The 23,239-nt window shown below is 40.8% G+C and carries 26 protein-coding genes; 11 read left to right on the top strand and 15 right to left on the bottom strand.

What is annotated here, in order from left to right; all coding sequences use genetic code 11:
• Positions 1 to 8: 8 nt before the first annotated feature.
• Positions 9 to 827: a polysaccharide deacetylase family protein gene (locus P1X15_RS26015; protein WP_277341064.1), complete on the top strand. Its 819-nt coding sequence runs from the start codon at positions 9 to 11 to the stop codon at positions 825 to 827.
• A gap of 150 nt (positions 828 to 977) precedes the next feature.
• Here the strand turns inward: P1X15_RS26015 and P1X15_RS26010 are convergent, their stop codons facing one another.
• Positions 978 to 1,799, bottom strand: coding sequence for an alpha/beta fold hydrolase (locus P1X15_RS26010; RefSeq protein WP_277341063.1), 822 nt, complete (start codon positions 1,797 to 1,799; stop codon positions 978 to 980).
• 178 nt (positions 1,800 to 1,977) lie between these two features.
• The gene (locus tag P1X15_RS26005; RefSeq protein ID WP_277341062.1) at positions 1,978 to 2,808 is read right to left on the bottom strand and encodes a helix-turn-helix domain-containing protein; all 831 of its coding nucleotides are present in this window, start codon (positions 2,806 to 2,808) and stop codon (positions 1,978 to 1,980) included.
• A 78-nt stretch (positions 2,809 to 2,886) separates the two neighbouring features.
• Here P1X15_RS26005 and P1X15_RS26000 point away from each other — a divergent pair, with 78 nt between their 5' ends.
• Positions 2,887 to 3,366, top strand: coding sequence for a DUF1572 family protein (locus P1X15_RS26000; RefSeq protein ID WP_277341061.1), 480 nt, complete (start codon positions 2,887 to 2,889; stop codon positions 3,364 to 3,366).
• Positions 3,367 to 3,519: 153 nt separating this feature from the next.
• The gene (locus P1X15_RS25995; protein ID WP_277341060.1) at positions 3,520 to 3,918 is read left to right on the top strand and encodes a T9SS type A sorting domain-containing protein; all 399 of its coding nucleotides are present in this window, start codon (positions 3,520 to 3,522) and stop codon (positions 3,916 to 3,918) included.
• Here P1X15_RS25995 and P1X15_RS25990 read toward each other — a convergent pair.
• The 5 genes from P1X15_RS25990 to P1X15_RS25970 all read right to left on the bottom strand — a co-directional run bounded on the left by P1X15_RS25990 (position 3,911) and on the right by P1X15_RS25970 (position 9,002).
• Positions 3,911 to 5,176, bottom strand: coding sequence for an S-adenosylmethionine:tRNA ribosyltransferase-isomerase (locus P1X15_RS25990; protein WP_277341059.1), 1,266 nt, complete (start codon positions 5,174 to 5,176; stop codon positions 3,911 to 3,913). The two genes, P1X15_RS25995 and P1X15_RS25990, sit on opposite strands and share 8 nt — an antisense overlap.
• Before the next feature lie 22 nt (positions 5,177 to 5,198).
• Positions 5,199 to 5,711, bottom strand: a complete 513-nt coding sequence (locus tag P1X15_RS25985; protein WP_028666022.1) for a hypothetical protein — start codon at positions 5,709 to 5,711, stop codon at positions 5,199 to 5,201.
• 135 nt (positions 5,712 to 5,846) lie between these two features.
• Positions 5,847 to 7,406, bottom strand: coding sequence for an Rne/Rng family ribonuclease (locus tag P1X15_RS25980; RefSeq protein WP_277341058.1), 1,560 nt, complete (start codon positions 7,404 to 7,406; stop codon positions 5,847 to 5,849).
• Positions 7,407 to 7,845: 439 nt separating this feature from the next.
• Positions 7,846 to 8,697, bottom strand: a complete 852-nt coding sequence (locus tag P1X15_RS25975; RefSeq protein ID WP_277341057.1) for a tetratricopeptide repeat protein — start codon at positions 8,695 to 8,697, stop codon at positions 7,846 to 7,848.
• 20 nt (positions 8,698 to 8,717) lie between these two features.
• Positions 8,718 to 9,002 (bottom strand): HU family DNA-binding protein, encoded by a 285-nt coding sequence (locus P1X15_RS25970; RefSeq protein WP_028666019.1) that lies wholly within the window; start codon positions 9,000 to 9,002, stop codon positions 8,718 to 8,720.
• 175 nt (positions 9,003 to 9,177) lie between these two features.
• Here P1X15_RS25970 and mutY point away from each other — a divergent pair, with 175 nt between their 5' ends.
• Both mutY and P1X15_RS25960 read left to right on the top strand, forming a co-directional pair.
• Complete coding sequence (gene mutY / locus P1X15_RS25965; protein ID WP_277341056.1) at positions 9,178 to 10,242, top strand: A/G-specific adenine glycosylase; 1,065 nt, start codon at positions 9,178 to 9,180, stop codon at positions 10,240 to 10,242.
• A 166-nt stretch (positions 10,243 to 10,408) separates the two neighbouring features.
• On the top strand, positions 10,409 to 10,873 hold the full coding sequence (locus P1X15_RS25960) for a single-stranded DNA-binding protein (protein ID WP_277341055.1): 465 nt from the start codon (positions 10,409 to 10,411) through the stop codon (positions 10,871 to 10,873).
• A 49-nt stretch (positions 10,874 to 10,922) separates the two neighbouring features.
• On the opposite strand, the gene P1X15_RS25955 is transcribed toward P1X15_RS25960, so the two are convergent.
• The gene (locus tag P1X15_RS25955) at positions 10,923 to 11,369 is read right to left on the bottom strand and encodes a hypothetical protein (RefSeq protein WP_277341054.1); all 447 of its coding nucleotides are present in this window, start codon (positions 11,367 to 11,369) and stop codon (positions 10,923 to 10,925) included.
• An 87-nt stretch (positions 11,370 to 11,456) separates the two neighbouring features.
• Between P1X15_RS25955 and P1X15_RS25950 the strand changes: the two genes are divergently transcribed.
• Complete coding sequence (locus tag P1X15_RS25950; RefSeq protein WP_277341053.1) at positions 11,457 to 11,825, top strand: VOC family protein; 369 nt, start codon at positions 11,457 to 11,459, stop codon at positions 11,823 to 11,825.
• Between the two features lie 23 nt (positions 11,826 to 11,848).
• Here the strand turns inward: P1X15_RS25950 and msrB are convergent, their stop codons facing one another.
• Positions 11,849 to 12,340, bottom strand: coding sequence for a peptide-methionine (R)-S-oxide reductase MsrB (msrB, locus tag P1X15_RS25945; RefSeq protein WP_277341052.1), 492 nt, complete (start codon positions 12,338 to 12,340; stop codon positions 11,849 to 11,851).
• Positions 12,341 to 12,402: 62 nt separating this feature from the next.
• Between msrB and P1X15_RS25940 the strand changes: the two genes are divergently transcribed.
• From P1X15_RS25940 to P1X15_RS25925, 4 genes are all read left to right on the top strand, one after another.
• On the top strand, positions 12,403 to 13,167 hold the full coding sequence (locus P1X15_RS25940; protein WP_277341051.1) for an SDR family oxidoreductase: 765 nt from the start codon (positions 12,403 to 12,405) through the stop codon (positions 13,165 to 13,167).
• A 222-nt stretch (positions 13,168 to 13,389) separates the two neighbouring features.
• Complete coding sequence (locus P1X15_RS25935) at positions 13,390 to 14,610, top strand: sugar MFS transporter (RefSeq protein ID WP_277341050.1); 1,221 nt, start codon at positions 13,390 to 13,392, stop codon at positions 14,608 to 14,610.
• Positions 14,611 to 14,677: 67 nt separating this feature from the next.
• On the top strand, positions 14,678 to 15,757 hold the full coding sequence (locus P1X15_RS25930; protein ID WP_277341049.1) for a mevalonate kinase: 1,080 nt from the start codon (positions 14,678 to 14,680) through the stop codon (positions 15,755 to 15,757).
• Positions 15,758 to 16,333: 576 nt separating this feature from the next.
• Positions 16,334 to 17,419 (top strand): type III polyketide synthase, encoded by a 1,086-nt coding sequence (locus P1X15_RS25925; protein WP_277341048.1) that lies wholly within the window; start codon positions 16,334 to 16,336, stop codon positions 17,417 to 17,419.
• A 46-nt stretch (positions 17,420 to 17,465) separates the two neighbouring features.
• On the opposite strand, the gene P1X15_RS25920 is transcribed toward P1X15_RS25925, so the two are convergent.
• The 6 genes from P1X15_RS25920 to P1X15_RS25895 all read right to left on the bottom strand — a co-directional run bounded on the left by P1X15_RS25920 (position 17,466) and on the right by P1X15_RS25895 (position 22,302).
• Positions 17,466 to 17,945, bottom strand: coding sequence for an ankyrin repeat domain-containing protein (locus P1X15_RS25920; RefSeq protein WP_273212324.1), 480 nt, complete (start codon positions 17,943 to 17,945; stop codon positions 17,466 to 17,468).
• Positions 17,946 to 18,592: 647 nt separating this feature from the next.
• Positions 18,593 to 19,522: a bifunctional riboflavin kinase/FAD synthetase gene (locus P1X15_RS25915; RefSeq protein ID WP_277341047.1), complete on the bottom strand. Its 930-nt coding sequence runs from the start codon at positions 19,520 to 19,522 to the stop codon at positions 18,593 to 18,595.
• Positions 19,523 to 19,611: 89 nt separating this feature from the next.
• A complete protein-coding gene (gene truB, locus P1X15_RS25910; protein ID WP_277341046.1) occupies positions 19,612 to 20,301 on the bottom strand; it encodes a tRNA pseudouridine(55) synthase TruB in 690 nt (229 codons plus the stop codon).
• A gap of 16 nt (positions 20,302 to 20,317) precedes the next feature.
• The gene (locus P1X15_RS25905) at positions 20,318 to 21,112 is read right to left on the bottom strand and encodes an undecaprenyl-diphosphate phosphatase (RefSeq protein ID WP_277341045.1); all 795 of its coding nucleotides are present in this window, start codon (positions 21,110 to 21,112) and stop codon (positions 20,318 to 20,320) included.
• 59 nt (positions 21,113 to 21,171) lie between these two features.
• Complete coding sequence (locus P1X15_RS25900) at positions 21,172 to 21,372, bottom strand: DUF3098 domain-containing protein (protein WP_028666005.1); 201 nt, start codon at positions 21,370 to 21,372, stop codon at positions 21,172 to 21,174.
• Positions 21,373 to 21,417: 45 nt separating this feature from the next.
• Entirely contained in the window at positions 21,418 to 22,302 is an 885-nt protein-coding gene (locus tag P1X15_RS25895) for an ABC transporter permease (RefSeq protein WP_277341044.1), read from the bottom strand.
• A gap of 236 nt (positions 22,303 to 22,538) precedes the next feature.
• On the opposite strand from P1X15_RS25895, the gene P1X15_RS25890 reads away from it, so the two are divergent.
• A complete protein-coding gene (locus tag P1X15_RS25890) occupies positions 22,539 to 23,231 on the top strand; it encodes a hypothetical protein (RefSeq protein WP_277341043.1) in 693 nt (230 codons plus the stop codon).
• Positions 23,232 to 23,239: the final 8 nt, after the last annotated feature.

Genomic DNA, 23,239 nt, shown 5'->3' with positions numbered 1-23,239 from the left:
AAGTTATCGTGAAGGCCATTTTATTGACTTTTGATGTCGAGGAGTTTGACATCCCACAAGAATATGGGCAAGAAGTCCCTTTTGAGCAGCAGTTTGAAGTTTCACGCCTCGGACTAGAAGCACTTTTATCCATTTTGGAAAAATACGAAGCAAAAGCTACGTTTTTCTGTACGGCAAATTTTGCGCAGCATCACCCTGAACTCATTCGATACATTGCCCAAAATCATGAAATTGCTTCCCATTCATTTTATCATGATTTTCGAAAACCGACAACCATGAGCGACATCATCGCTTCCAAAAAAGTATTGGAAGATATCAGTTCTAAACCTGTTGTGGGTTTCAGAATGCCCAGATTGATGCAATTTAATACCCCCGAACTAGCCGAGCACGGTTATCAGTACGACGCCTCCTTGAATCCTACTTACTTGCCGGGGCGTTATAATTTCCTATCCAAACCTGCTCAACCTCACTGGATTGGCAATGTGCTAGAAATTCCTTCTTCGGTATTGCCCGTTTTCAGATTGCCGTTGTTTTGGATTGCTTTCAAAAATATGCCATTGCCACTCTACAAATGGTTCTGCAAAATTACCTTGAAGCAGAGAGGTTTTTTATCATTATATTTTCATCCTTGGGAGTTTTCAGACTTATCCCCCTACAAGCTGCCCACCTATGTAAAGCGCCAATCGGGTCAAGAATTGATTGATAAGTTTGAAAATTTGGTAGGTTCTTTGGCAAAACAAAAAGCTAAATTTTTGACTTGTTCCGAATTTTTAAAGACGATCAAACCCTCTCAAAAAACTTCAGAAATGTCAGTTTCCCACCCATAAGATCCTAAAAAATAGTTTAATCAACCGATTTGTCCAACAGCGTAAAAATGAGGCTGCCTCAAAAGTAACACTTCTAAGACAGCCTCAAAAACACAGTTTGGGACAAAAATGAAAAGATATTTTTTTAAGTTGTCTTACTCTTTGCAAAATCTAAGATTCAATAAACGCTAAAATGTCGGCATTGATAGTTGCAGCTTCGGTAGTAGGCATACCATGTGGGAAGCCAGGATAGATAATGAGCTTTCCATTTTTCAAGAGTTCAGCTGCTTTCACTGCCGTGGTGGCATAAGGCACAATCTGGTCATCGTCGCCATGAAGTACCAACACCGGAATATCTACACTTTTGAGGTCTTCCGTAAAATCTGTTTCCGAAAACACTTTAATACAGTCATATTGGGCTTTGATACCTCCCATCATTCCTTGTCTCCACCAGTTGTCTTGAATTCCTTTTTTCACCTCAGCGCCTTCTCTGTTATATCCAAAAAAAGGAAAAGTGATGTCCTGATAAAACTGAGCTCTGTTATGACGAGTATTGTGCCGAATATCGTCAAATACCGCCAATGGAACTCCGTCAGGATTTCGTTCATCCTGAATCATATAAGGCGTAATGGCACTGATTAACACTACTTTTTCCACTCGGCCTTTACCGTATTTTGCGGCATATCTTATGGCTTCGCCCCCACCAGTGGAATGTCCAATATGAATGGCATTTTTAAGATCTAAAAATTCCGTAAGTTCTGCTACATCTGCTGCATAGGTATCCATCTCATTTCCCTGAAAAGTCTGAGTAGAGCGTCCGTGTCCACGACGGTCGTGGGAGATTACCCGAAAACCTTTTTCTAAGAAAAACATCATTTGGGCATCCCAATCGTCAGAAGACAATGGCCATCCATGATGAAAAAAGATAGGTTGGCCTGTTCCTAAATCTTTGAAATAAATTTCGGTTCCGTCTTTTACTGTTAACTTGTTCATGGTTTTGATATTTGAGTGTTTGTATTTATTTGACAATGCAAAGGTGGGGCAAATTTGCAGCGTCATCAATGGACGCTTTTCGCTTTGCATTGTACTTTTTGCCAACACTACCTAACGCTCAAGATTTATAAATCACCTCAATCCAGAATGACTCGGGTGCATTATCTATATTTCTTGTTTAAAATTGTTTGCGGAATGAAAGGGGAGAGAGACCGGTACTTTTTGTAAAGAATCGGACAAAATAAGCATCATCTTCGTAATTTAAAGCATAGGCTATTTCTTTGACTGTGAGGGTCGTATGCGCCAGTAGCCGTTTACTTTCAAGGATAATTCTGTTTTTAATAATATCGTTTGGCGTCTCTTTGCTTACCAAACTGATTTTTTTACTTAGGTTTTTGGGGGTTACAAAAAGCATATCAGCATAGTCAGCTACGGTATGATGCGTTTTATAATGCTGCTCTACTAGTTTACTAAACCTCCTCAAAAACTGAACATCTGGCTGCTGTTCCTTTTCTGAAAGTTGGTGTTGAAGTTTCCAAATTCGGGTAGATTTCAAAATAATTAACTTCAACAATATCCTCAACATTTCTTCGGTATTGGCATCTTCATTTTCCATTTCGGTTTGTATTTGCCGAAGTATGTTTTGAATATCCACTGACTGACTTTCGTTTAATTTCACAAAAGGTACCTCAAACACATTGTTGTATAAAATACCATCACACGCTACCTCTTGGTCATGGATTTCGACACAATAAAAATCTCTATTGAAATAAATCAGACATTCGCCACCATACTCTGTATCAATGGGTTTTAGAATTGCTTTTGGATTGATAAAAAGCAATGAATCTGTTTCCATCTGAAACTCCTGAAAGTCCACTTTCACTCTAGCACATTTGGGCAAAAACAAAATTTTAATGTGCTCCTCTATACTGGCCAAGGTACTTCCATTAAGTTCATCGTGGGCAAAACGAAAGTTGCCAAATTGTTTGAATGAAAATTCTTTAAGCATATAATATGTAAGTTGTATAATGGGTATCTTTGAACGTATCCTAAAAATACTATTATCTATCTAGTTACTCTACCTTCTATGGAAACCAACACCAAAATCCTTGCAAATCGTTTCAGAGAAGTTATTCTCAACGGCACTTGGGTTGTTTATACCAACTACAAAGCCCAACTAACTGGATTGGATTGGCAAATAGCTACCACAGCCGTAGAGTCCCTTAACACGATTGCCGCATTAGCTCAGCATATCCATTATTATATTGAAGGGGTAAACAATGTTTTTAGGGGCGGAAATCTCGAAATACGTGACAAATATAGCTTCGATTTCCCGCCAATTATTTCCCAAAACCAATGGGAAGAATTTCTAACAAAGTTTTGGAAAGATTCGGAAGATTTTGCCTATTTGGTCGAACAAATGTCTGACCAACAACTAAATGAGTATTTTGTTGATGAAAAATATGGCAGTGTCCAGCGAAACATCGATGCCATGATTGAACATGCTTATTATCATCTAGGTCAAATTGTCATGCTCAAAAAACTGTTAATCAATAAGACATACTGAGCACCTACTTCCTTTTTACATTATAAGTAGCATTTACAAAAAAAATATCCCGATAAATCAAATAATATCCCATTTATACAACTCTTTCTCTCGATATTGACAATCAATTGGTATTTTTGGTCGTTAGATAAGCATAATCTTTCGCCACAAGCCATGCAAATACTGTGTTTTTTGATGATTGTGTTTGTCTCATTACCAATTTGGGGACAACACACCGAGGGGACAAAAAGTGACGAAAACCAAGGTATTACTAACTTAAATATCCCTTCTATACCCAACGACGAGCTAATCGAGCAGCTCCCTTTTAGAGTCTACCCCAACCCTGCCACTGAAAATGTGACTGTTGAATTTAGGCTCACACTTCCTGCTAAAGTAACCGTTTCGCTTCTTTCGCTTTCGGGCGAAAGCCTCCGCATTTTAGCCGACGAGCTTTTTCCACCCGGAAAACATTTTGTACAAACGACCCTCACCAAAATTCCAATAGGGGTTTATTTGATTAAGTATGAAACCAACAACATCAAAAAAATACAAAAACTGAGAGTGGTTAATTAGGCTTCTTATGCCACAAAAGAGAAGAATCCCCGTAGCTCAAAAAACGGTAATTGTTTGAAAGCGCTTCGGCATAGATTTTTTTCCAGTCTGTTCCTACAAAAGCCGCCACTAAAAGCATAAGTGTAGACCCTGGTTGATGAAAATTGGTGATAAGGCCAGTGCATATTTTGAAATCATAACCCGGAAAAATCATAATCTCCGTTTCGCCGACAATTTCTGTCAACTGATGATGTTTCATATATTCCAATACTGCCGATAAAGACTCGGCTGCTGAGGGCAGATACTCGTAGGATTGGTAAGGTGCAAGTTTTTCAATAAAAAAAGAAGTGTCACCGCTGGATGTAGCCTGATAAGATGCCAAACAAAGCTTGACACCAAACCAATACAAACTTTCTAATGAACGCATAGAAGTAGTACCCACTACCACCACTTGCCCTAACTTCTCTAATAAATTTTGGATGAGGTCTTGACGATAAATTACCTGCTCGGCGTGCATGGTATGCTCCACGGCATTTTGGACCTTGACAGGCTGAAAAGTGCCTGCCCCAACGTGCAACGTCACAAATGACTTCTCGATTCCTTTTTTGGCGAGTGCCTCAAAAACCCTTTCAGTGAAGTGCAACCCAGCCGTAGGAGCTGCCACTGCTCCTTCTATCTTAGAATATACCGTCTGATAGGTTGTACTGTCATCGGCGTCAGCCTCACGTCCCAAATAAGGTGGTAACGGAATATTGCCCAAAGCTTTGATAACTTCCACAAACGGCAAGGTATCACCGCCCGATTCGCCCCGCCACCTAAACTCCACCCAATTTTTGGAGGAATCAATTAAAGTAGCTTCCAGTATATATGTTTCGGTAGGAGCCTGCAATCGAAGGCTCAGGGTTTCGCCTGCTTTCCAGCGTTTTTTATTCCCAATCATGCAGCTCCACACTCCTCGACGCATTTGCTGCATAGCCTCATTGATGACCCTAGAAGGAGCTTCGGGATGTAGCAAAAACACTTCAATGTGAGCTCCCGTATCTTTCTGAAAAAATACCCTTGCCGGAATCACTTTCGTATCATTAAAGACCAACAAAGCAGATGCAGGCAATAATTCAGGTATCTGCTCAAAAGACTGATGTGAGATAGTGTTATTTTGATACACCAGCAACTTAGATGAGTCGCGCGGTGCTACAGGATAGCGAGCGATGCGCTCATCAGGGAGTTCATATTGAAACTCCACCAGAGGAATTTCGGGCATTAAAGGAGAAGAATTCATACCGAAAAAAGGAGCAGAAGCATTAGCTCTGTTCTTCGATTTGGGGTTTAATCATGAGTCTAATTGGCAATGAAATAATCACTATCAACAGCGAAGCGATAACCACATAAAACAGCCCCTCAAAGTCTTTGATTTTATACTTAAATTCATTGTTGACCGTTGCCAACGCCCACACTGTCATGGCGATGAATGTATTGATAAGTGCTACCAAACAATAAACCCAGTTTTGTAGATGCTCATTCAATTTTTCACGTTCGAGGCTCCATTCTGCTTGGTTTGGAATGGGGAGCATATGACTTGGCAATTTGAGGAGTTGGCGTCCAAAAGCGACCAGCAGTACATTGTTTATCAGAATAAGTGCGACAAGAATGTAAAAAACATCTGATTTGGTCATAAATTCGTCGGGTTTACCACTAGCATCGAAGTGCACTCCTACATCGGCCCCGAAAAGACTATAACTATAAATTGACGCTCCAAAGACAGCAATCATGGATAAAATACGCCAAGCACGAATTCCAAAAGTTGCAATTTCCATTTTATAAAATAAGTAAGGGTTAAAAGCCAGAAGGTGAAGTTGACGCAAGAGGCGAGGCGTGTATATGCCCTTTCACTTTTACCAATAGTCCTTCACTTTCTAACCATTAACCCTTGATAGATGTTTTTAAATAAATCAAGTTGCTGCGATTTCTATTTCTTCTCCGTATTTGTCGTAAAACTTAAACTCCGTAATCGGCAAAGAGCTATCTTTCAACAACTTAACCCATGATTTGTATCTAAAAAACCATTTGAGTCGGGGCGACGGGAATCCCGCCGTAAAATACGCGTGCAAGTATGGGTGTAGGGCTACCGACACCTTTTGTTCGTTTTGTTTGGTCAACAAGTATTCAAGATTGCTTTCGATAATATCCGAAATCAAGATACTAGGCTGGATGGTACCCGCGCCATTACAAGTAGGACATACTTCCCGAGTGACAATACTAATCTCAGGTCTTACTCGCTGACGCGTAATCTGCATCAAACCAAATTTGGTAAGCGGCAACAACGTAAACTTCGAACGGTCGGCTTTCATTTCGGCCTTCATAGCGTCGTAGAGTTGTTTTTTATGTTCCGCTTTCCGCATATCAATAAAATCTACCACAATGATACCTCCCATATCGCGTAAGCGAAGTTGGCGAGCTATTTCTTTGGCCGCTTCTATATTGGTATGTAGCGCTGTATCTTCTTGGCTTTCTTCGTTATTGGACTTGTTGCCGCTGTTGACATCAATCACATGGAGTGCTTCAGTATGCTCAACAATGAGGTATCCCCCACCGGGTAAGCTCACTGAGCGTCCAAACAACGACTTAATCTGCTTTTCTAATCCTGTTTGCTCATACAGCTTATTTTTGCCAGTATAGAGCTTCACAATTTTTTCTTTTTCCGGTGCGATAGTATGGATAAACTCTCGAATATCGTCATACATTTCTTTGGTATCGACCGTAATACTATCAAAGGTGTCGTTGAGCATATCTCTCATGATTGAAGATGCTCGGTTCATTTCTCCGATAATGCGATCACGGGGTTTGGCCTCATTGAGGGCTTTCATGCCGTTTTCCCACTTCCGAATTGAGTTTTGAATGTCTTTGTCTAGCTCTTCTACTTCTTTATTGGCGGCGACGGTACGAACGATAATCCCAAAATTAGCGGGCTTTACCGAAGTCATGAGTCGGTGTAGCCGTGTTCTTTCGGCTTTATCCGTTATTTTTTTAGAAATATTTACTGAGTTAGAGAAAGGCACCAAAACAGCATATCGCCCCGCAATAGAAATATCACATGAGAGACGTGGTCCTTTGGTAGAAATAGGTTCTTTGACAACTTGGACGAGGATTGGCTGGTTTTTGCCCAGTACTTTATCAATTTTTCCAAGTTTGTCAATTTCAGGCTCCATTTTAAAATTGTTCAACTTGCCAGTGGTTAAGCGTTTGGCAATAACCTCCTTCGTGAGCTTGTTGAGCGATTGTACATTGGGGCCTAAATCATGATAATGCAGAAAAGCATCTTTTTCGTATCCAATGTCAACAAAAGCAGCGTTCAAGCCGGTAACGAGCTTTCGGACGGTTCCTAAATAAATATCACCAACCGTAAAACTACTTTCCGACTCCTCCACATGGTACTCCACAAGGCGTCTTTCTTGTAAAAGCGCGATGCGTGTACCTTTTGGTGAGGCACTAATTACTAATTCGCTACTCAATGTTATGAAAGGATATAGGGTGAAAACCTATACATAAAACATTACGTATGGTTAAAAACAACTAGATAGTCCAAAATAAGCACTTGCGTACAACTATTTTTTACACTTTAATTGACTGCTAAACAAGCAGTTAATTAAGCTTGTATTTAGAATAATACTGTACGAATACTTACAAATAAGATGAAGTATATAAAACCCCGAAACCAAGGTGTATCAAAAGTACCTTGGTTTCGAGATTCAGAAATTACTTCTTCTTATGACGGTTCTTTCTGAGGCGTTTTTTACGTTTGTGCGTAGCGATTTTGTGGCGTTTTCTTTTCTTTCCGCAAGGCATAGTTTTAAATGTTTTAAATGTTGTTGTTATATTTTTTAAACTGTTTGACTGATAGGAATGTAAGAATGTGAAGCATTAGATTTCACACATGGGTATTCCTTCAAATCATTTGAGTTCTTTCTCCAATTCGGCAACTGCCGCTTGAATATTGGGGTCTTTTTCTCTTTCTTTTACGACAGCAAGCTCTTCTAAAGCTTCTTTGTTTTTACCCGTTTGGGCCAGCGACACCGCCAAATAAAAGCGTGCTTTAGTATTATCAGCATTTACTTTAAGTAGTTGGCGAAAACGCTCTGTAGCTTTTTCGTACTGATTAGAACGCATTGAAAGCAGACCTAAGTTAAACAGCCCCACTTCGTTGGTAGGGTCGCTTGCCAATACTTCCCGAAGCAACATGATTCCCTGCATAGGAGTCTCTGTAGAGACATAAGTCATGGCTAAGTTGGCTTTGGCATTGAGTAAATTGGGGTTTTTGTCGAGGGCTTTTTGGTACCACTCGCGCGTTTTGGCACCCAAATTTGCCGATTTTTTATTGTTGGCGGCAAAGCCAAATGCATCATAATACCTATCGCCTGCTCGCAAGAAATTACCTTCATTAGGCTCAAGCAAAGCGATGGTTTCGGCATACTTAGCAGCACTGTCAAATTTACGGATTCCTAAGTAAAAATCAGAAAGTTGGAGAGCTACTTTTGCTTTGTTTTTGGTATCCGCCGAAGCACTCAACTGGTTTGTTAAGTTTGTTGCGGTACGCTGCTGTTCAGCTGTTAAAGGTGTAACATGTGCTTCGGCGGTAGCAGACTGAGTATCTCCCTCAGCAGAAGTGGTGGATTGTGTTCCGGTGCTGTCTTGTCCTTGAGTAAGTTTTCGTTCTTGACTACTCACTACCACTTTAGGCAGACTGTATAGTCCCCCAGTAAGTACAGTAGCCAAAACAATAATTATTAAAATAGACCGATTCATAGCACCTTTATCCCCAATGATTACTTAGCAGATTCCTTTACTTGCTCCACAAATACTTTAGCAGGTTTAAAGCTAGGAACATAATGCTCATCAATCACAATAGCTGTGTTTTTAGAGATATTACGAGCTACTTTCTTAGCACGTTTTTTGTTTACAAAACTTCCAAATCCACGCACATAAATGTTCTCACCTTTGGCCAATGAGTCTTTTACCACTGAGAAAAATGCTTCCACTGTTTCTGAAACGTGTCCTTTTTCGATGCCGGTTTGATCGGCAACTGCTGCGATTAAATCTGCTTTCGTCACTTTATTAAACTTTAAGGTTATAAAACTGTTATTCTTTTGAAATTAGTTTCAAAATCCTAATAAACCTATGTACTAAAATCATATTGGTTTATTTTGAGCGCACAAAAGTAGTATAATTTCGACAAATTGCGAAAATCTTTTAGGTCTTAATTTCAAAAAAAACGTTGCAAAACCATTGAATAACAAGTTTTTTGCTGACAAACTCATCCACTGGTATAGGCTCAACCATCGCGATTTGCCTTGGCGGCATACCCGTGATCCTTACTATATTTGGCTCTCCGAAATCATCCTCCAACAAACCCGCGTAGCGCAAGGACTGCCTTACTATGAACGCTTTGTAGAGACTTATCCTACGGTATTTGATTTGGCCAAGGCCTCCGAGCAGGAGGTGATTCGGCTATGGCAAGGATTGGGGTATTATTCACGAGCACGCAATTTACACCAAACTGCCCAGCAGGTGGTCAATGAGTATGAGGGCTTATTCCCCAACACTTATCAAGGGTTGTTAAAATTAAAAGGAATAGGCCCCTACACCGCTGCGGCGATTGCCTCTTTTGCCTATGACGAAGCAGTAGCTGTAGTAGATGGCAATGTATACAGGGTACTGTCGCGGGTGTTTGGGATAGATACTGACATCGCAAGTACTGAGGGGCAAAAGCAGTTTGCGCAACTAGCGGCGGCACTCATTTCGCCTGAGCAGCCTGCCCTCTACAACCAAGCTATTATGGAGTTTGGCGCAATTCACTGTACGCCTCTTTCGCCCGATTGTCTGCTCTGTCCTCTTCAAGCAGAGTGTGTAGCCAATGCTACCGGGCGCGTATCACAGCTGCCCGTCAAACTCAAGAAAATAAAGATAAAAGAGCGATTTTTTCACTATTTTGTCATTATTCAAAATGGGCAAGTTGCCATGCGAAAACGCACTCAAAAAGATGTCTGGCAACATCTCTATGATTTTTATTTGATTGAAGCTGATCATCTCGCTTCATCGCTTGACGAACTTCCCTTGTCAATTCAGTTCCAACAGCTTCTTTCTCAAGGGACTATCAGCCACCCAAGCCGGGTATACACGCATGTGCTTACTCATCAGCGCATTTATGCAAAATTTTGGAAAATAAATTTATCGGCTGATTTTGAGGAACTTACGCCACTTGAGTTAGATTTTTTAACACCAAATGCCTTAGAAGATGTACCCAAACCCGTATTGATTACGTCTTATTGGAAAGAGGCTTTTTTTGATTAGTTTTGTGTAGAGCGAAGTAATGAATGAGATGAGTAAAACCTTCTAAAAATCTGATTTACTAAGCTTTACTTTTGAGTAAGCAAGTGGCACTTGTGGCCGCTTACCCTCAAAAACGCATCTATTTTCTCTTAACAAACATCGTAACCTTTAAATTTATACATATACAATGGCTGGCGTAAACAAAGTAATTTTATTGGGTAATTTAGGCAGCGATCCCGAAGTAAGACATTTAGAAAACGGCTCTGCAGTAGCTCGATTTAATATCGCCACTTCCGAAAGCTATACCAATCGTAACGGCGAACGCGTGGAGCAAACCGAATGGCACCGCATCGAGCTTTGGGACAATCTCGCAAAAATTGCGGAGCAGTATCTTAGAAAAGGCAATACCGTTTATATTGAAGGAAAACTAAGAACCGAAACATGGGTTGACAAAGAAGGCAAACAAAGGGAAGGTAAAACTGTACGCGCAAATACTATGCAGCTTGTAGGAGGACGTAACAACAGCGAAGCAGGTAATGCTGAATACACCCCCGCTCCTGCGGCCCAAGCGAGTCGTCCTGCACCCGCCAAGCCTGCTACTCCTATCGCTACTGACTTAGGAGGAAGCGGTGACGATGATCTTCCATTCTAATATATTCAAACGCCCTGTCTATGAATTGGCAGGGCGTTTTTTGGAAAAATTAGAGTTGCTTTACGTGCATCACTGCCTCTACTTTTGAGTTTTCTGTCTCTCTGGTAGATACTCCTGGATAAGGATTCACTTGTTTCAACACAAACAGATATTTTTTACTATCGACCATTACTTCCAACGAATCCTGAGTAATCATGCGATTGGCACTAGATGGTCTCACCATTTGACATTCACCCAGACACATCTGTACGTTTTGCTGATCATTGACTTTCAAATCTACAATCACTTCTCCCGCCCTAATACAAAAGGCATTGGCGGGGCAACGGCTCTCCGCTACTTTTTCAAAAAGCAACTTAAAATCGTTTAGTTGAATTTCTTGCTTGAGTGGAAGCGTAAAATCCTTTTCGTACAACTTTTGTAGTTTGTTGTTAGTTTCAACTTCTGTGCTTTGGCAACCTATCAAAGTTAGAAATGCCAATCCTAATACTTTTTTCATGACTATATGTTAAATTTGACCCACGAGCACCGCACTCGTTTGGTAGTATGACGCAGCAAGTCATTCAAAAGTTGTAATATTTATTTTATGAAACTATCCATAAAAGCACTCAACCACGTGGCTATTTATGTGGCCGATGTCGAGAAAAGCATAGAATTTTATCAGAAAGTACTCCACTTAGAGCTTCTTCCTCGTCCAGCCTTTGATTTTCCGGGCGCATGGTTTAGGTTTGGGATTGATCAAGAATTACACATCATCGGTATCCGAACCGAACCCGTGGTGTCGGGCTCAAGGAGTAATCACTTCGCGCTTGAAGCCATCGATCTTCCGGCTTGGGAAAAACATTTTATAGCCCAAAAAGTAACCTATCGCCCTCCCAAAGCCCGCCCCGACGGAGTGATGCAAATTTTCTTGACCGATCCCGATGGATATTGGATTGAATTGTTTGAGCGATAAGCCCTAAAAGTAAAGACAAAAGTTTACTTCTTTTCGAAAGACAATGCCGCACCGTTCATACAATACCTCAAACCAGTAGGGCGAGGGCCATCATCAAATACGTGACCCAAATGAGCATCACATACCGCGCAAATGACTTCGTCTCGCTCCATCCCAAAACTCTTGTCTTTTGCATCCTTAAGTACTTTTTTGCTGACAGGTGCATAAAAACTAGGCCAGCCTGTACCCGAATCAAATTTGGTATCTGAATTAAACAAAGGTGTTTGACAACATACACATTTATAGATGCCTTTTTCTTTGTTGTTCCAATAAGGTCCCGTAAATGCCCGCTCTGTACCTTTTTGTCGGGTTACGTAATACTGCATTGGAGTCAAGATTTTTTTCCATTCCGCATCAGTTTTGACCACACGCTTAAGCTCTTGATTTTGGGTCTGAGCCAAGGCAAACGGGCTGGTAAGTGCAATGCCTCCTAGAACTCGAATAAAATGACGTCGATTCATATGTGTTAGGTTCATTATCAGTATGTTTTGAATATATTAACGAAACACATTACTTCATAGTTTTAAGACCAAAAAAAATGCTTAAAAATTGGAATCTAGCTGGCAAGCGTGCCTTAGTGACAGGCGGTAGCAAAGGTATCGGCAAAGCTACTGTTACGACTTTATTAGAAATGCAAGCCGAAGTATGTATAGTGGCTCGTCAACAAAAAGACCTTGACAATCTCATCACAGAGTACGAGCATGAAGGGTTTAGGGTATCAGGTCTTGCTCTTGATTTAAGTCATACAGAAGCTGTAGCTACAATCGTAGCTTGGATAAATGAGCATTGGGGTAGTTTGGATATTTTGGTCAACAATGTAGGAACCAACATCCGAAAACCCACTATTCAATATGACATCCAAGAATACACTCATATCCTCAACACTAATTTGCACTCAGCATTTGGATTAACGCAGGCGGCTTATCCTCTCCTCAAAGCAGCCAAAGGTTGTATTGTAAACGTAACATCCGTAGCGGGGCTTACTTCACTCCGTAGCGGGTCTATTTATGGTATGACCAAAGCCGCTTTGAATCAACTCACCCGAAACCTTGCGTGCGAATGGGCCAAAGACGGTATCCGAGTCAACGCTGTGGCTCCTTGGTACATCGAAACGCCCCTTACTGAAAGTGTACTTTCTAATCCAGAGGCCTTAAAAGATATTTTGAATCGCACGCCTATGCAGCGTGTAGGGCGGCCCGAAGAAGTAGCTGCCGCTATTGCATTTTTGTGCCTACCTGCTGCAAGCTATATCACTGGCCATATCATGACTGTTGATGGAGGCTTTGCAGTGTATGGATTTTAAGAAAGCCCTCAAAAGCATCGTTTTTCGTCAAAATAAAACCTTAGCTTTAACCTATCTTTTCACCGCCTAGAGTTCATTTGTTTGAATCAAAAAACAAACTTATCATAACAAAGGGATTCAATATTTTAAAAAAATTTAAAAAATACTTAACAAAACTTTTAAGTGACGAAAAAAATTCATTTTTTCGAGTTCAAATTGGCTTACTAAACCTAACACCTAACTATGTCAAAGCAAAACCAAAGCTACGTAGGGCCACTGATTATCATTGGTTTATTATTTTTTGTATTCGGATTTGTTACCTGGGTCAACGGAACCCTCATTACTTTTTTCAAGAAAGCATTCAGTCTCGACAACACTAGTTCGTATTTAGTTACTTTTGCTTTTTTTATTTCTTACACCGTTATGGCGATTCCGTCGTCAGAGGTCTTAAAACGTACTGGTTTCAAAAAAGGTATGTCATTAGGACTAGGTATCATGGCGGTAGGTACGTTGATATTTATACCCGCCGCCCAAATCGCCTCTTATCCTTTGTTTCTTGTCGGGCTTTTTACGATTGGCATCGGGCTTACCTTACTCCAGACAGCCTCCAATCCTTATGCGACTATCCTTGGTCCTCGCGAAAGTGCAGCGCAACGCATTAGCTTCTTGGGTATTGCCAACAAGCTTGCGGGTATTTTTAGCCAACGGCTTTTCGGAGGACTTTTGCTAGCAGGAGGCGCTGCTGCCACTCCCCAAGAAGAACTACAAAAAGTAGAAATGCCTTACCTCATTTTGACGGGTGTTTTGGTAGTTTTAGCGGCAGTCATTTGGTTTTCGCAGGGATTGCCTGAAGTAAGTGAAGAACAAGAAGATACGGATGGCAAATCAGTCACTGCTACTCACAATAGTGTTTTTGCCTTCCCCAATCTTGTACTAGGCGTAATTGCGTTGTTTTGTTATGTAGGGGTAGAAGTAATCGCCGGTGATACCATCATCAGCTATGGTGTATCGCTAGGCTTTCCCGAAAGCGAAGCAAGTACTTTTGGGACTTATACGCTTTGGCTAATGCTTGCCGCTTATGGCCTCGGCATCATCCTAATCCCCAAGTATGTATCTCAAACCACCTGCTTGCGTGCTTCGGCTATTTTAGGAATCGTAGGCACCGTATTGGCGGTGGTTACGTCAGGTTTTACTTCTGTGCTTTTTATTGCGTTTTTGGGCTTTGCCAACGCCCTTGTATGGCCTGCCATGTGGCCACTCGCGCTTGATGGCCTTGGCAAGTTCACTAAAATCGGTTCGGCATTGCTCATCATGGGAATTTCAGGTGGTGCTATTTTGCCGTTAGTCTACGGCAACATCGCCGACTCTATTCACAACACACAGCAAGCGTATTGGGTGATGCTTCCTCTCTATTTATTTATCCTTTATTATTCTTTTATTGGCTACAAAAAACGTAGTTGGTAATTATCTCATATTTCTTTCTAACTTTTGTAGCGTCCTTTATCTCTGGTAAAGGACGCACTTTTACTCTATGAAAATCAGCACACCAGGCCGTATTTGTTTATTTGGTGAACACCAAGACTACTTAGGACTCCCTACCATTGCCGCTGCTATTTCGCGCCGTATAAGCATCGAAGGCGCTCCTAGTGATGATGACCAAGTAATCATAGATTTACCTGATATAAACCAAAAAGAGCAATTTTCTATCCACCGTACGCTCCCTTATGCCAAAGACCGTGATTATTTTAGGAGTACCATCAATATCCTACGGCGGCGAGGGTTTATTTTTACCAAAGGATTTAGATGTCACGTACACGGCAATATCCCCATCAACTCTGGGACGTCGAGTTCGTCGGCACTCATCGTAGCATGGGCCAATTTCTTAACGCGCAACGCCGACAATCCAGCTGAACTCACCCCCAAAGAACTCGGCGAAATCGCCAACGAAGCAGAAGTACTTGAGTTTGGTGAACCTGGAGGCATGATGGATCACTATTCCACTGCTATCGGAAACATCATTTATCTAGAATCTACGCCAAAGATTTATGTCGAAGGACTCAAACCACAATTAGGCGCTTTTGTATTGGGAGATTCGCAACAGCCTAAAGATACCCTAGGGATTTTGGCAAGATGCCGATATGGAATGGAAGCTATCATCCAAAAAGTAAGCGCTTACGATTCTTCTTTTTCGATTTTTACCACGCCTTTAGCCCAAGCCAACGACTACAGTTCGCTTTTAAGTAGTGATGAACTCGGACTTTTGAAAGCTAATCTCGAAGACCGAGATATTTTACAAGAAGGAAAAAAACTTCTTCTGGATTCACAAAACACTCAAAATGCTGATTTCGACGCTCAATTAGGGCAGTTGCTGTACCGCCATTTTGCCAATCTCCGCGACCACAAACGTACTTCTACCGACAAAATCAATCGTATGATAGAAGCTTCAATGAAAGCCGGAGCCTTGGGAGGAAAAATCAATGGTTCGGGTGGTGGTGGCTGCATGTTTATGTACGCCCCTACGCAGGCTGAAGCAGTTGCCGAGGCTATTAGAAGCGAAGGAGGCATCGCATACATTATCCACGTAGATAGTGGCACTCGCTTGGAAGCGTAAACAGTGAGCAAATTTTTTGCGTCTTCTATACTTGACCTCTTTGTTTTTTAGAAAACAGAGAGGTTTTTTTATATAAAAAAAGCGGGACAATCCCGCTTCAATGCTGTTTCCGTGGCTGCTGCAAACAAACTAAAATAAAAGACCTTTGTGAAACATAGGATACAAAAAATGAAATAAAATGTAACCAAAAACAAGCAATGTCAAACCTGCTAGCCAAATTGTCTGGTCAAATTTTACCGAGTTTCGCTTCGAATCAACAGCTCGATACGTTTTTATAGATTTCATAACATAGAAAGTATTTGGGGTTTTCAGATTGCAAATCACACAAGTTTTTTCGGAAAACAATAGAGTAGAAATACCTGTTTTGAAATAAAAGTTATTGAACGGTCATTTAGCTGACATTCTCATTACCAGATGTATTATTTTTTTGCAAAAAAATAGTTGTACTACTCTCATATAAACGTATATAAAACAAAATAAGATTTTTGGAAAGCAACTATTTACCCGATTGGAGTTGGATTTGGCCCAATTGGCCTATTTTAGTCCTAAAACTGTCATTACATTATTTACTTTCGAATGCCTGCTCATATCACTTCTATCGGAACAGCCGTACCAGCTCACTGCATTGCTCAATCAACCATTGCCGAATTTATGATACGAGCATCGCAACTTACTTCTGCAGAAGCGCGAAAACTTCGCGCGCTGTACCGAAGTACCAAAATCGAAAAGAGATATTCGGTGCTTAAAGATTATGCCCAAATCGAAAACTTTGATTTTTATGTAAATAGCGATGATTTAGAACCTTTTCCGACAGTATCGCAGCGAATGAAGGCGTATCGTATCCATGCTTTGCCTCTTGCACTCAAAGCCATCGCTGCTCTGCCATCTACCACTTCCGTAACTCACCTCATCACGGTGAGCTGTACAGGGCTGTACGCTCCTGGACTAGATATCGAAATTGTAGAAGCACTCGGTCTACCTCGACAAACGGAGCGTACATGTATCAATTTTATGGGCTGCTATGGGGCATTTAATGGTCTAAAAGTTGCCAGCAATATTGTAAAAGCAAATCCTGAAGCACGGGTTTTGCTGGTTTGTATCGAGCTTTGTACGCTACATTTTCAAAAAAAATTAGACGAAAATTATCTTTTATCCAATGCTCTTTTTGCCGACGGAGCAGCGGCTGTTTTGATCGAGTCTACTCCTAATAGTCTTTCTTTAGAGTTACAGTCTTTTCACTGCGACTTGCTTTTTGAGGGTCGCCACGACATGGCTTGGAACGTGGGCGATTTTGGGTTTGAGATGGTGCTAAGTTCTTACATTCCACGGTTGGTCAAGGGAGGGTTGGGAACACTCATGACCCAGCTTAGACAAAACACCACACTCCCTTTTTTTGATTTTTATGCGATTCATCCCGGAGGTAGGGCTATTTTAGAAGCCGCCGAATCACAGCTTGGAATATCATCGGGCGACAACCAATTTGCCTATGAAATTTTGCGAGAATACGGCAATATGTCGTCTTGTACGGTACTCTTTGTATTGGCGCGCCTACTCCAAAACTGCACTTCTAACGACATAGGCAAACACATCTTTAGCTGCGCTTTTGGCCCAGGCCTTACGCTTGAAGCCGGCGTATTTAAGCTCGCTTCAATGACACAATAAGCCTCGGTGGTTGATAATAAAACCACCGAGGGGCCTTAAAAAATGTCTATTTTTTTTGCTTGGCTTGGATAAGCGCTACTATTTCCTTGCGATTTTTGGACTTAGCAAAATCAAGGGGGGATTTTCCGTCGTGTGACAAAAGCGACAAATCGGCATTAGCATTTATCAATAGCTCAGCTACTCCGATGTTGTTTTGCCAAATAGCATCGTGCAAAGCAGTATAACCATTGTAAGGTCCTTGCTTGTTGATATCAATGTGGTATTCAATGAGCAGTTTGGCGGCTTCGGTGCGTCCCGCATAAGCCGCTGCGTGCAGAGCCGTAGCCTTCATGCCAGGGTCAACAGCCTTTACGTCTGCGCCTGCCTCCAACAATAATTTGACGATTTGGTGGTATCCTTTGTAAGCAGCCATTACCAAAGGCGCATCTTGATTGGCATCAAGTTCGTTTACATCTACCCCATTTTCAATGAGTTGCTGCACTAGAGCAGCGTTGTTTTTGTTGATGGCATTCATCAATGCAGTCATAGCGAGATTGTGTTGAGTAAAGAAATCTTAAAAACAGCCTTCAAAAGCCTTATCCAATATTACGGCGAAATTCTTTGATTTTGGCTATTTTGAGAAGAAAAAAATAAGGGCATCATTGCCCTTTTACTTTAATCTTTCACAAATTCTAAAATATTTTTTTAACGTCTCTGCTTGTTGATTTTCCCGACTTATATCTGCCTTGCTATCTCCCAATTGAAAACTGTAATAAAAATCACTGGTAATATCCACTTTCACGCTACTGCCTGCTATTTTGCAGAAGCTTCTCATCGACGCCCTTAGCTTGGTAAGAATAAAAAAGCCAAAAGGTAAAAACAACTCCTAAGGCCATCCAAATTCTCACTATTATCTTTTTAATCATTCCTTTCTTCTTTATCAGGGTGTAAGATATTTTTAATGAATGATTTCTATTTAACGTTTGGCACCAAACCTCTCGAAAGTTTTCGCTGTAGACTCTAGATGGGAGCTTTTTTGTAATACCTAAGCTAAATGATTGAAAAAGAAGTTGGAAACAATAAATCAGAATCAACTTTGCTAAGTTAGCAAAAAAGTAGAGAAGCAATATAAATTGCTGAATGTGCACCTACTTGCTTAAGATAAACTAAAGATACTCCAAAACAGCCTCTCAATTAGTCTTTTAAAATCGCTAAAGCCGCTGCGCAATCTTCATCTATGGCTTTGACAAGTGCCTCTAAGCCGTCAAATTTCAATTCAGGACGTATGTAGTCTACGACCTCTACCGTTAGTTTTTCGCCGTACACATCATCCTGAAAATCAAATATATAAATCTCTTGAGTGCGCCCTACTCCATTGACAGTAGGACGAAATCCAATGCTCATCACTCCTTTATAAACTTGACTCCGTACTTTTACCCTTACCGCATACACACCATCGGCGGGGATAAGTTTGTAGGACTCAGACACGTGTACATTGGCCGTAGGGTAGCCTATCGTACGACCTAACTGACGTCCTTTCACTACTACGCCCGTAAAAGTATAATTGCGGCCTAATAAATCGTGAGCAACGCTGGTTTGTCCTTCTAGTAACGCCTCTCTGATTTTGGTCGAACTTACGGTAATATGGTCAATCTCTTGGCGCGGAATCTCCTCAATCTCAAAGCCGTATCGGTGAGCATTTTGTTGTAAATATTCAAAACTTCCCTCACGATTACGGCCAAAATGATGATCATACCCAATCACCAACTTTTTGGTACCAATCCTATCTACTAATATTTGCTGGATAAATTCTTCGGAAGTGAGTTCGCTAAATTCGCGCGTAAAAGGAATAATGACCAAATGCTGAACTCCGCTTTGGCGCAACGCCTCAATTTTTTCGTCTAAGGTCGATAGCAATCGTAAGTTTTGGCTGTCTTTTGAGACCACCATGCGAGGATGAGGCCAAAAAGTCAGCACTACTGTTTCGCCCTGTGATTGTTGAGCAGTTTCGCGCAAGCGACTCAGGATAGTTTGGTGTCCTAAATGTACTCCGTCAAAAGTTCCACTAGTGACTACCGCATTTTTAAGGGTCTGAAAGTCAGATATATCGTAATAAACTTGCATTGGTTACTTGGCATAAATTCAAAGCTCACTAGCAAGGGGCAAAATAGACCTTGGGGAATTGTGCCACTTCGCAAATTATGAGAGCTTGATCACAGATTTAGTTCTTCCCTTTTTCTTTTAACAAACGACTCAATCTCTTCTGCATCTCTTAACCAAAAACGCCCGATTCGAGTTCGACACAATTCACTCAAATAAGCTCCTGAATTGAGTTTCATTCCTAAATCTCTTACCAAACTCCGAATGTATGTCCCTTTGGAGCAAACCACCCTGAAACTTACTTCTGGAAAGTGAGTGCTATCTACTTCAAAAACAGAAATAGTGACTGTGCGGGGCTTGATCTCTACGGCTTCGCCACGTCGGGCTTTTTTATATAGCCTTTCTCCCCCCATTTTTACGGCCGAATAAATCGGTGGGTATTGCGAAATTTCCCCTGTCAGCTCTTGAGCCGCTACTTGAATCATTTCGGGAGTAATATGGCGAGTCGGGAAGTCGGCATCAAAAGCCGTTTCAAGATCGATAGAAGGAGTAGTTTTGCCCAAAACAAGCTTCCCTGTATATTCTTTTTCGGCTCCTTGGTAAGTATCAATCTCTTTGGTTTTTTTGCCAGTACACAATATAAGCAAGCCCGTAGCAAGAGGGTCAAGTGTACCTGCATGACCGATTTTTTTGATACGGCAAGCTTTTTTTATTTTATTGACGGCATCAAAAGAAGTCCATGTAAGAGGCTTATTAATAAGGATTACCTCTCCTTCTTCGGAAGTATTCGCAGATTCTATCATACTTTTTTTGGTAAAACTAAACGACCTGTAATTTGTAACCTGCAAACCATAAGGCCAAAATAGCTCCCCCTACGATAATACGATACCACCCAAAAAGGCGAAAACCGTATTTGGTCAAATAATCAATAAAGAATTTGATGGCCAACATCGCCACAATAAATGCCACCACATTGCCAATGGCTAAAAGCTTAATTTGCTCTTCGTCTAGTACAAAGCCTTCTTTGTAGTAATCATATCCTTTTTTGGCAGTAGCCGCAAACATGGTAGGCACAGCCAGAAAAAAGGAGAATTCTGCTGCGGCCTTACGGCTCAGGCGCTGCGACATACCGCCTATGATAGTGGCTCCCGAGCGCGAAACTCCCGGAATCATGGCTATACATTGAAAAAAGCCAATTTTAAATGCTCTCAAATAATCAATCTCGTCAGAATCATCAATCATTGGACGATTGAACCATTTGTCTGCAAAAAGCAGAATCACGCCTCCAAGCACCAATGCCAAAGCAACTCCGATAGGGTTTTCAAGCAAAGAATCAATGGCATCACTAAAGAGTACACCAAAAATAGCACTAGGAATAAAGGCCACTAGGAGCTTGAAATAGAAATCTAAACTGCGAAAAAATCGCTTAAAGTACAGCACTACAACCGACAAAATAGCGCCTAGCTGAATAGCTACTGTAAAAAATTTAACAAAGGGATCTGAGGCTATGCCCATAAATGAGGAAGCCAAAATCATGTGACCCGTAGAAGAGATAGGAAGATATTCCGTAATACCTTCGATTACGGCTAAAATAAGCGCTTGGATAAAGTTCATTTATGAATAAATGAGAAATCAATGATAAGCCCTAGTCGGTCAGTCTGTTTCTCCAGATTTTAAGATTTACGTAAAATTGCAAAAAACTCGACGACAAAACCCGTCATCACAACCAAGGGTCCAACGGTAAGTCCTAACACTCCAAATCCAAACTCCTCCGAATCGAGACTCATAATAATAAAACCGAGCAAAATCAGCCCTATGCCAATCAACATAAAGGTATAATTGCTTTTACTAAAAGGAAATGCGTTCTTTTTCATTTTAAATAATGTTCAAATCTATAAATTATGATGTGCTTTTTGCACTTAATACAAGTCATCTAATGCCATCCGCAAATACCTCGCCAAAGCTTGGAAAGTACTTGCTACTCCGATGAGCGCTCCTAATATAATTACCCCCACCAACAAAACGCCTAATTTTTCGTACTCCTGCAACATATGCAACCCTTCGATCTGACGTAATGCAATCTGCTGTAGTGCCACAATCATTCCAGCCGCAATCACTCCACTAATTAGTCCCTGAACTGCTCCATTTCTTAAAAAAGGCATCTGAATAAAGCCATTGGTCGCCCCTACAAGCTGCATACTACGAATCAAGAATCGCTGCGAATAAAGAGCCAATCGGATGGTATTATTCATCAACAATACAATGATAATCAGCATAATAACTGCAAAAGTAGATAAAATAACATAAATCTTAGTGAGGTTTTTGTTGATTTGGTCGGCAAGGTTTTCTTGGTAAACTACCTCAAAAACTCCTTCTACTTTTTCCAGATCTGCTTTGATTTGTTGAAGCTTAGTATCCTCAAAAAAATCTTCTTGCAATCTCACTCTATAGCTATCATGCAAGGGATTTTCGCCCAAGAAAGGGGTGAAATCTTCTTTTGTATCGGCAATAAACTCCCTTGCGGCTTCATCTTTAGAAAAGAACAACACTTGAGGCTGCCCTTCTAGTACCAATACATAGGGCTTTCCCACTATTTTGTTTTTGAGTGTCGCCACTTGAGTAGAGTCCATGTCTTTATCAAGCATCACACGTACTTCGATGTTTTGTTTGATAATAGAAATGAGCTTCTTGGATTGCATTACCATCAATCCACAAAAACCAATCAAAAACAATGCCGCCGTAAGGCTAGCAATAATCATGGCGTTGGGATAGCTTCCCACCTTTTTTTTCTTAGGACGACGCATCAGTATATTTGAGTTGTGATTATAGTTAGCAAAAAGGCCAATTGCTTCACATCGCAAAAATAGGCATTTATTTCAATAACGAGCAAAAGCCCCGTTGTTGTAGGGCTATTTTAAGGATTTTTAACGGGATTTCTTTTCCTTATTTTCTATCTTTGTCAAGATACCAACCCACAAGATTCAAAATATTTATTTTTTTACTTTGGTTACTGTATCCTACTATAGCCTTTGCAGCTCCTATGTATTACGCTGATAAATTTGATCTTAGAGAAATCTACGAAGCTCTTCATAGGTGCTATCCAATTGATATGTACCATGCACCTTCTTCCCAAAATCGCTCTGAAAAACTTACTTCAATCATCGTAGACAATATCCACAATCGCAAGTGTTTTGAACTTTGGGAACAATTCACCGATGAACTTGCTCTTGAATCTAACAAAGAAATAATTGGTACTACCTACGGGAATGCCCCTTCTGTTAGTTCGTTTATAGTACTAGATACTACCACTGTAGGAAGTAGTACGCGTTCCAAGCAATTGCACTTTATGATAAGTTTAGTAGGGTCTTTTTACACTGTCATCGGAGAAGATAAAAATACAGTAAAAGAGCACGGCGGTACTTTTGAAAGCACTAATTATCTGGTTGTTTCCCCAGAGTATGAATTTGAGACACTTTTTGTGTGGCTTTGTCAAAAAATCGAAAATCGTTTCACAAATTTCCGATTTGTGCCCTACGAAGTCTATTCCCAAACGATGAAGCACTTTAATTTGGACTCTTTTCTTTCCGTTTTTCAGGGGTTGTTTAATGACCTCATTGACATAAATACCAAAAACATTATTGGCAACGACTTTTTCAAATCTGAAGTTTGGATAGCTAAAGAGTATACAAATCAAGGAAAATGGACCATTATGCCTCCCCCTACAATTAATTAACTAAAATA

Origin of the sequence: Runella sp. MFBS21, assembly GCF_029433105.1 — a bacterium.
GTDB lineage: Bacteria > Bacteroidota > Bacteroidia > Cytophagales > Spirosomataceae > Runella.
This window is presented reverse-complemented; position numbering and strand designations above follow the sequence as displayed.

Bases quoted from the DNA above. Each gene is read 5' to 3' on its own strand.
- P1X15_RS25940 (WP_277341051.1), top strand. From the start codon at position 12,403: ATGCTTAAAAATTGGAATCTAGCTGGCAAGCGTGCCTTAGTGACAGGC.
- P1X15_RS25905 (WP_277341045.1), bottom strand. From the start codon at position 21,112: ATGAACTTTATCCAAGCGCTTATTTTAGCCGTAATCGAAGGTATTACG.
- P1X15_RS25995 (WP_277341060.1), top strand. From the start codon at position 3,520: ATGCAAATACTGTGTTTTTTGATGATTGTGTTTGTCTCATTACCAATT.
- P1X15_RS25895 (WP_277341044.1), bottom strand. From the start codon at position 22,302: ATGCGTCGTCCTAAGAAAAAAAAGGTGGGAAGCTATCCCAACGCCATG.
- P1X15_RS25915 (WP_277341047.1), bottom strand. From the start codon at position 19,522: ATGCAAGTTTATTACGATATATCTGACTTTCAGACCCTTAAAAATGCG.
- P1X15_RS26005 (WP_277341062.1), bottom strand. From the start codon at position 2,808: ATGCTTAAAGAATTTTCATTCAAACAATTTGGCAACTTTCGTTTTGCC.
- P1X15_RS25990 (WP_277341059.1), bottom strand. From the start codon at position 5,176: ATGAATTCTTCTCCTTTAATGCCCGAAATTCCTCTGGTGGAGTTTCAA.
- P1X15_RS25925 (WP_277341048.1), top strand. From the start codon at position 16,334: ATGCCTGCTCATATCACTTCTATCGGAACAGCCGTACCAGCTCACTGC.
- P1X15_RS25950 (WP_277341053.1), top strand. From the start codon at position 11,457: ATGAAACTATCCATAAAAGCACTCAACCACGTGGCTATTTATGTGGCC.
- P1X15_RS25930 (WP_277341049.1), top strand. From the start codon at position 14,678: ATGAAAATCAGCACACCAGGCCGTATTTGTTTATTTGGTGAACACCAA.
- msrB (WP_277341052.1), bottom strand. From the start codon at position 12,340: ATGAACCTAACACATATGAATCGACGTCATTTTATTCGAGTTCTAGGA.
- P1X15_RS25920 (WP_273212324.1), bottom strand. From the start codon at position 17,945: ATGACTGCATTGATGAATGCCATCAACAAAAACAACGCTGCTCTAGTG.
- truB (WP_277341046.1), bottom strand. From the start codon at position 20,301: ATGATAGAATCTGCGAATACTTCCGAAGAAGGAGAGGTAATCCTTATT.
- P1X15_RS25960 (WP_277341055.1), top strand. From the start codon at position 10,409: ATGGCTGGCGTAAACAAAGTAATTTTATTGGGTAATTTAGGCAGCGAT.
- P1X15_RS25985 (WP_028666022.1), bottom strand. From the start codon at position 5,711: ATGGAAATTGCAACTTTTGGAATTCGTGCTTGGCGTATTTTATCCATG.
- P1X15_RS25900 (WP_028666005.1), bottom strand. From the start codon at position 21,372: ATGAAAAAGAACGCATTTCCTTTTAGTAAAAGCAATTATACCTTTATG.
- P1X15_RS25935 (WP_277341050.1), top strand. From the start codon at position 13,390: ATGTCAAAGCAAAACCAAAGCTACGTAGGGCCACTGATTATCATTGGT.
- P1X15_RS26000 (WP_277341061.1), top strand. From the start codon at position 2,887: ATGGAAACCAACACCAAAATCCTTGCAAATCGTTTCAGAGAAGTTATT.
- P1X15_RS26010 (WP_277341063.1), bottom strand. From the start codon at position 1,799: ATGAACAAGTTAACAGTAAAAGACGGAACCGAAATTTATTTCAAAGAT.
- P1X15_RS25955 (WP_277341054.1), bottom strand. From the start codon at position 11,369: ATGAAAAAAGTATTAGGATTGGCATTTCTAACTTTGATAGGTTGCCAA.
- P1X15_RS25975 (WP_277341057.1), bottom strand. From the start codon at position 8,697: ATGAATCGGTCTATTTTAATAATTATTGTTTTGGCTACTGTACTTACT.
- P1X15_RS25890 (WP_277341043.1), top strand. From the start codon at position 22,539: ATGTATTACGCTGATAAATTTGATCTTAGAGAAATCTACGAAGCTCTT.